At 32.7% G+C, this 5,200-nt stretch carries 7 protein-coding genes; all 7 read right to left on the bottom strand.

The window, feature by feature from the left end; genetic code table 11:
* Window positions 1–138: 138 nt before the first annotated feature.
* The 7 genes from EO244_RS16665 to EO244_RS16635 all read right to left on the bottom strand — a co-directional run bounded on the left by EO244_RS16665 (window position 139) and on the right by EO244_RS16635 (window position 4,932).
* Window positions 139–531, bottom strand: coding sequence for a hypothetical protein (locus tag EO244_RS16665; protein ID WP_129255823.1), 393 nt, complete (start codon window positions 529–531; stop codon window positions 139–141).
* 256 nt (window positions 532–787) lie between these two features.
* Window positions 788–1,291, bottom strand: coding sequence for a hypothetical protein (locus EO244_RS16660; protein WP_129255822.1), 504 nt, complete (start codon window positions 1,289–1,291; stop codon window positions 788–790).
* Window positions 1,292–1,607: 316 nt separating this feature from the next.
* The gene (locus tag EO244_RS16655) at window positions 1,608–2,084 is read right to left on the bottom strand and encodes a VOC family protein (protein ID WP_164977528.1); all 477 of its coding nucleotides are present in this window, start codon (window positions 2,082–2,084) and stop codon (window positions 1,608–1,610) included.
* Window positions 2,085–2,088: 4 nt separating this feature from the next.
* On the bottom strand, window positions 2,089–2,433 hold the full coding sequence (locus tag EO244_RS16650) for a hypothetical protein (protein WP_129255820.1): 345 nt from the start codon (window positions 2,431–2,433) through the stop codon (window positions 2,089–2,091).
* Window positions 2,434–2,751, bottom strand: a complete 318-nt coding sequence (locus EO244_RS16645; protein ID WP_129255819.1) for a hypothetical protein — start codon at window positions 2,749–2,751, stop codon at window positions 2,434–2,436.
* 245 nt (window positions 2,752–2,996) lie between these two features.
* Window positions 2,997–3,893, bottom strand: coding sequence for a hypothetical protein (locus tag EO244_RS16640; RefSeq protein ID WP_129255818.1), 897 nt, complete (start codon window positions 3,891–3,893; stop codon window positions 2,997–2,999).
* 178 nt (window positions 3,894–4,071) lie between these two features.
* Window positions 4,072–4,932 (bottom strand): hypothetical protein, encoded by an 861-nt coding sequence (locus tag EO244_RS16635; protein ID WP_129255817.1) that lies wholly within the window; start codon window positions 4,930–4,932, stop codon window positions 4,072–4,074.
* Window positions 4,933–5,200 lie beyond the last annotated feature (268 nt).

Below are 5,200 nucleotides of genomic sequence, written 5' to 3'. Positions count from 1 at the left end.
ATAAGCAAGCCGAGTAAAATTGTTTATATTTTTAACAAACCAATTTTAATTGGCTTGCTGGTGTTTATTAAATGCTCTAAACTTTCGAACTGCGCATCACCGCCCATGAAATTTAGCTTTTGTTGTGCATTCGTGTTTTTATTCTTTGTCTTTTTCTTCAATTACGACATAGTCAAAACCTGTTGAGTCAAGCACATCTTTCAAGAATTGTTCTGTCCTCTTCTTCTCATACATAGGATGAGTCAAGTCAATCCTAGCAGTAATCAACCATCCACAATCTTTATTTGCTTCATAAAAATATTTTTCTTCTAGATCTTCATTAGAGAATACCTCAAACCATGTTCCAACTCCCTTATTTAAGTTCCAATAGAAATGCTTGAGTACAAATGGAAGTAGAGCTTTTAACATTGATTTATTTTTGGCTTTCGACATAGTTCTATCAATAGTACCCAAGTATTCATTTATCCTTTGTACGAGTATTTTCTCATCTTTCTTGGCACACTTTAATCCGTATGTAGTAACTGGTTTCATTTTCTGTTTTTTAACATGATGCACAACGGTCTTGCTATGTGTTTTGCGGGCATTCGAAGCTCTTCACTTTCAAATCTGCACTTAGCCAAAACTTTGATTTACATTAATTCAAATTATAAATTGACAAATCTAAAGATTTGGCGGTGTTGCAACGAAGAACTGCGGTTAATTTACCCGCTGAACCCGCATTACATATAGCTTTTGTTGGGCGTTGTTCATTTTAGATCATTTTGAAAAGTCGGCAATAACTATAGCGTTAAAGATTATCTAACATGCATTGTGCTCCTTTTTTGATAATTTTGAATGTTCTTTTACCGGATCCTTTTGATACTAGATCCACATATCCACCATTCGTGTCAGGAAATCTCATAACAGTTATAATTGAATTTGCAATTTCTTCAAGGTCCTCTCTTGGCACGTTAAATACCAAGGAATATGCAGTTCCGACCTGATTTGCATAGACATAACTATTAGGATACGAATCATTAACCGATTTCAATTTAATACTTTTCTCATTTTCTAATTTATAAAGTAAACTTGCACCTTTTGCCATTAAAACATTCTTTTCCCCTTTATACCTAAACTTCATTTCAAATCTGACTGTATCATTTTTTAATTCATATAATATTGTCCTTTTGTTGAAGTTAAAAGTAACGATTTGCTCATTTGTAAATGGATCTTTAGAAATTTCACATTTTTGCGAATAAGCACTAATTGAAGATAGAGCTAATACTATCAAGCTAATAATTATTGTTTTCATTTAATTCAGTTAGTTATATTTTAGTTTAAAAAAAGTTATTACCTGTTATTTGTTAATTCTGTCTAAATGCAAAATCCCAATTTAACAAATGTTATTAATTCAACACTGCACTATTTTACCGTTATCTTCAGAAATAAGCATCTCTGATAAAGGAGGGAGCGAATAACGCCCAACGTTTAGTGTATGATTTTGTAAGGGATTGCGTGCATCAAACTTATCAAGTTACCACCCAAATTTGGTGCGGGTGATGCCGCTCGAAAACTACTGAAACCCTTATGAATTATACACATTGTTACCGTGCGTTATTATTCATTTTCTAATCATTACATATTTCTTTGACTAATTCAATCGGTACAGATGTCCTTTCAGACACTTTCTCAACAGCCATTCCTTGATTATAAAACCGTTTTACAAAACATGGAATTGTCTCTCCAATCTCGACCAAATTGCTTTCAGGGTCATAAAATCTAATCGTTTTCTGTCCCCACTTTTCCTCGATGGTCTCGTGCAAATATATCAAATCGTGTTCTTTCAACTTGGCAACTACTTTTTCGTAATTATCTGTCTCAAAACATATTTCAAGATTTCTATTTCCTAACTGGTCGTATGTTTTGCCAAGTTTTTTTGCAATTGGATAATCTTCCGAAAGTTTCCACAAAGATATACCATTCTTAAATCCGATACAGTTTCCAAAATCAATGTCTACTTCTTGTTGTAATATTTCCTGATAAAATTCTTTCATCTTATCAAAATCATTGGTCATTATTACAGTTGAATGAAATTTTATATCCATGTTTTTAGTTTTCATAGGTTGTTGAACATTTCTTACAAGTCACCTTATACTTAACCTTTTCTATGTTTTTATCGACAATTGTAAATAGTGGCGAATCATCATTTGGGCAGCACAATCTATTTTTTACCGTTTTAAGCTCTTCGTTTGGTTTGGTCAAACCGTTTTCAGTTTGATATTTTAATCTAAACGAACCTTTGTTTCCACATTTACATATGAAATCAAATTGGAAGTCTTGATACGTCGAATAGCACAAATAACCAACAGTCTTATCGCACTTGTTACAATACATCCAACTCCCGTTATTTTTAAGAATCCGTCCGTTTTGTATTTCTTTAATCAACTCGCTCATTTATCCTACAAATTTTGCTCCTGCTATTCCAATTCCAGCACCAAGTATCAATGAAAAAACAATCATTGGAATTATAGCCTTTTTATCTCTGGGGTAAACAATTATCATAATCGGGATTGATGTTAAAAGGGCAATCCCAATTCCAGTTATCCATGGTGCTATTCCCAAATTTACAAATGGAATAATCAGTCCGAGTGCAAAATAATGTATAAAAGCAGAAATTGTATCCCGCTTATCCAACTTTTGAATTATCATTGGTATTATATCAATTAATCCTGCTAAAAGTCCGATTAATATAGCTATTAAAAAATTATTCATTTCGTTATTTGTTTAGGCGTTTCTGTTCGTTCTAATGCACGGTAACGGATGGCGCTATGTAACGTAGGCGCCTTAGTTGATTTATGTTTCAAATTTTATAAAAAGGTAAGGTAGCTATTTTAGGATTACATTTAACTATAACTATTCTAAAATGGCTACCTTGCCGTTGCTCATTAAAAGCACAAAACTTTCGAAAACCCGCTACCCGCCTATGGTATATAGCGTGTGTTAGCGGTAGTTTTTTCTCAATATGTCCAATTTTTAAGTTTTCCATCTTCTCCTAACCATATTTCGAAGATAACTTTCTCTTCAATAGGTTCGCCATCCTTCTTAATTATGTCAAAATTTAAGTCTTTTAATGCCTTGCGAACTGACCGAATACAATATTTATATTCATTTCTGTCCCAATACTTTTTTATACTATCTCTTACTTGATATTCAACCATTGAAACATTACTAACTTTCCCATTTTCTCCGATCGTCACCAAATATATTTCAGAAGGGTCAAACTTATCTATCTTTTTCCATTTAAACTTTTCAAGCTCTTTAAACAGCACATTTGAAATGGTATCTTGGTATCTACGATTTACTCTAGTTGGATTGTCTTCGTAGTTATTAATGTATGAGATGCGATTAATTGTCCCATTTCCAACTTGTATAAGAATTTCTTTCTCGAAGATTTTGTGAAATACCCCGTCCCATCTGAGTAGATTTCCATTCGGCAAACTAAACTTACCAGAATACCAGTCAACAAATACTTTATTATTCTTGTAACTATCTCCAAAAATGTCTTGAATTCGATTTTTTGAGTCTTCTTGGTTTAATGGCTTGTTATTATAAAGCTCTCCACAAGTGATTATTTCGTTCAAAAAAAGACTATCATTCTCAATAGAATAAATAGCCTGATATCCTCGCCAACAATTAAAAGAAGCTCCGTCTCTGAATTTCAAACCAAAAAGACTACCCTGGTCTGGTTTACTGACTGTTTTAAAGTATTGTTCAAGAATCAAATTATATACGGGAATGGTATCTCCTTTATAAATCACATAGTCTGGTAGCTGGGGACTTGCAATGCTATTCTTAGAGATGAACAGAATTGTAACAATGAATATTACTTTCGCTATGGATTGAATTTCCTTCATTTTAAAATTACCGCTAACGGTCTTGCTAAGTTGCGTGGGCGATTTCAAAGAGTAATCTTATCAAACCGCTAATAAGCAAGCCGAATAAATTTATATTTTATGCAAACCCATTTATTTGGCTTGCTGGTGTTTCTTAATTGAACTAAATATTCAAACGACACATCAGCGCCCATGAAATTTAGCTTTTGTTATCGGTTTTTTTTCCGTCATATAAATTCCCTGTTACTTCAAAATTATTTGATTCAAATTCAGCAGAAGGGAATGCCTTTTCATTTCCAATAACCCAAGGCCATAATGGATTGGTTTTATTTTCTTTGGAGTGTGCATCATAGAAGAATTGTAATGCTATTTGCGCACTCTCAATTTGTTTGAATATTTGTTCCTTGAAATATTCCTTATAAAATTCAGTTCGATTAATTGATTTTTGGTGAATAATATTGTGCCTATTTTTTTCTAAAGATTTTAAATTACTCCAAAATTTTTGTGATTCAATTTTAGGTGTCTTGTATATATCTGTTAGAATCTTAGACAATTTATCGCCTAATGAAACCCATCTTTCAATAGCAATTTTGTCATATATCTCCGTTATCCCCTTGGATTTTACGTTGACTTCATATTTGTAATCATCTGGTATACTTAGATTAACAAATGATTCAATAGCTGTGTATGCAAACACAATCGAAACTTGAATTAATTCGATATAATCAGCGGCAATTACTGATTGTTCCTGTAGATTTTTTTTCTTTTCGGTTGACTCTGAGGAATGATTAACGTTCTTTGGATTGATTTTCTTCTCATATAATTCCTTTGCCATCTTTTTGTATTTCTGGCTTATTGAAAGGAGCATTCCAATGTTATTAGGAGCAAAAAATTCAAAAGGATTCTTAGGATAGTTTATTGCGTCCATCTCTTGAGATACCATTGAGCCAACTTCTTTACCATTCTCAACTTTACGATGCCAAATTGGTTTATTGATTCTTTCATCAAATATGTCATATTGACTTGGATTAATACAATAAACCAAACTGTCTTTGCTCATTTTATTTAGTTTTCTTAAAAAATTACCGATAACGGTTGGCGGTATGAAACGTTGCGCATTTCAGAGCACAAACTTATCAGCCCGGTAAGCCGTTGATTAAATGTTATTTCGTTCAAATTCAGCACTATCCGCGCAATGTTTTATGAGCCACTATGATAATGCATAGGCCTGTGTTCACCTTCTTTTGACAGAAGGGACACATAGTTTTAAATTTGTATTAGTACCACACAAAAACAACTAGGGCCTATGCGAACACAAGTTATTAAAA

Source organism: Ancylomarina salipaludis (assembly GCF_004122035.1).
Classification (GTDB): domain Bacteria; phylum Bacteroidota; class Bacteroidia; order Bacteroidales; family Marinifilaceae; genus Ancylomarina; species Ancylomarina salipaludis.
This window is presented reverse-complemented; position numbering and strand designations above follow the sequence as displayed.

What these genes read in the sequence shown, in the direction of transcription:
- EO244_RS16660 (WP_129255822.1), bottom strand. Translation starts at nt 1,291, where the DNA reads ATGAAAACAATAATTATTAGCTTGATAGTATTAGCTCTATCTTCAATT.
- EO244_RS16645 (WP_129255819.1), bottom strand. Translation starts at nt 2,751, where the DNA reads ATGAATAATTTTTTAATAGCTATATTAATCGGACTTTTAGCAGGATTA.
- EO244_RS16650 (WP_129255820.1), bottom strand. Translation starts at nt 2,433, where the DNA reads ATGAGCGAGTTGATTAAAGAAATACAAAACGGACGGATTCTTAAAAAT.
- EO244_RS16640 (WP_129255818.1), bottom strand. Translation starts at nt 3,893, where the DNA reads ATGAAGGAAATTCAATCCATAGCGAAAGTAATATTCATTGTTACAATT.
- EO244_RS16635 (WP_129255817.1), bottom strand. Translation starts at nt 4,932, where the DNA reads ATGAGCAAAGACAGTTTGGTTTATTGTATTAATCCAAGTCAATATGAC.
- EO244_RS16665 (WP_129255823.1), bottom strand. Translation starts at nt 531, where the DNA reads ATGAAACCAGTTACTACATACGGATTAAAGTGTGCCAAGAAAGATGAG.
- EO244_RS16655 (WP_164977528.1), bottom strand. Translation starts at nt 2,084, where the DNA reads ATGGATATAAAATTTCATTCAACTGTAATAATGACCAATGATTTTGAT.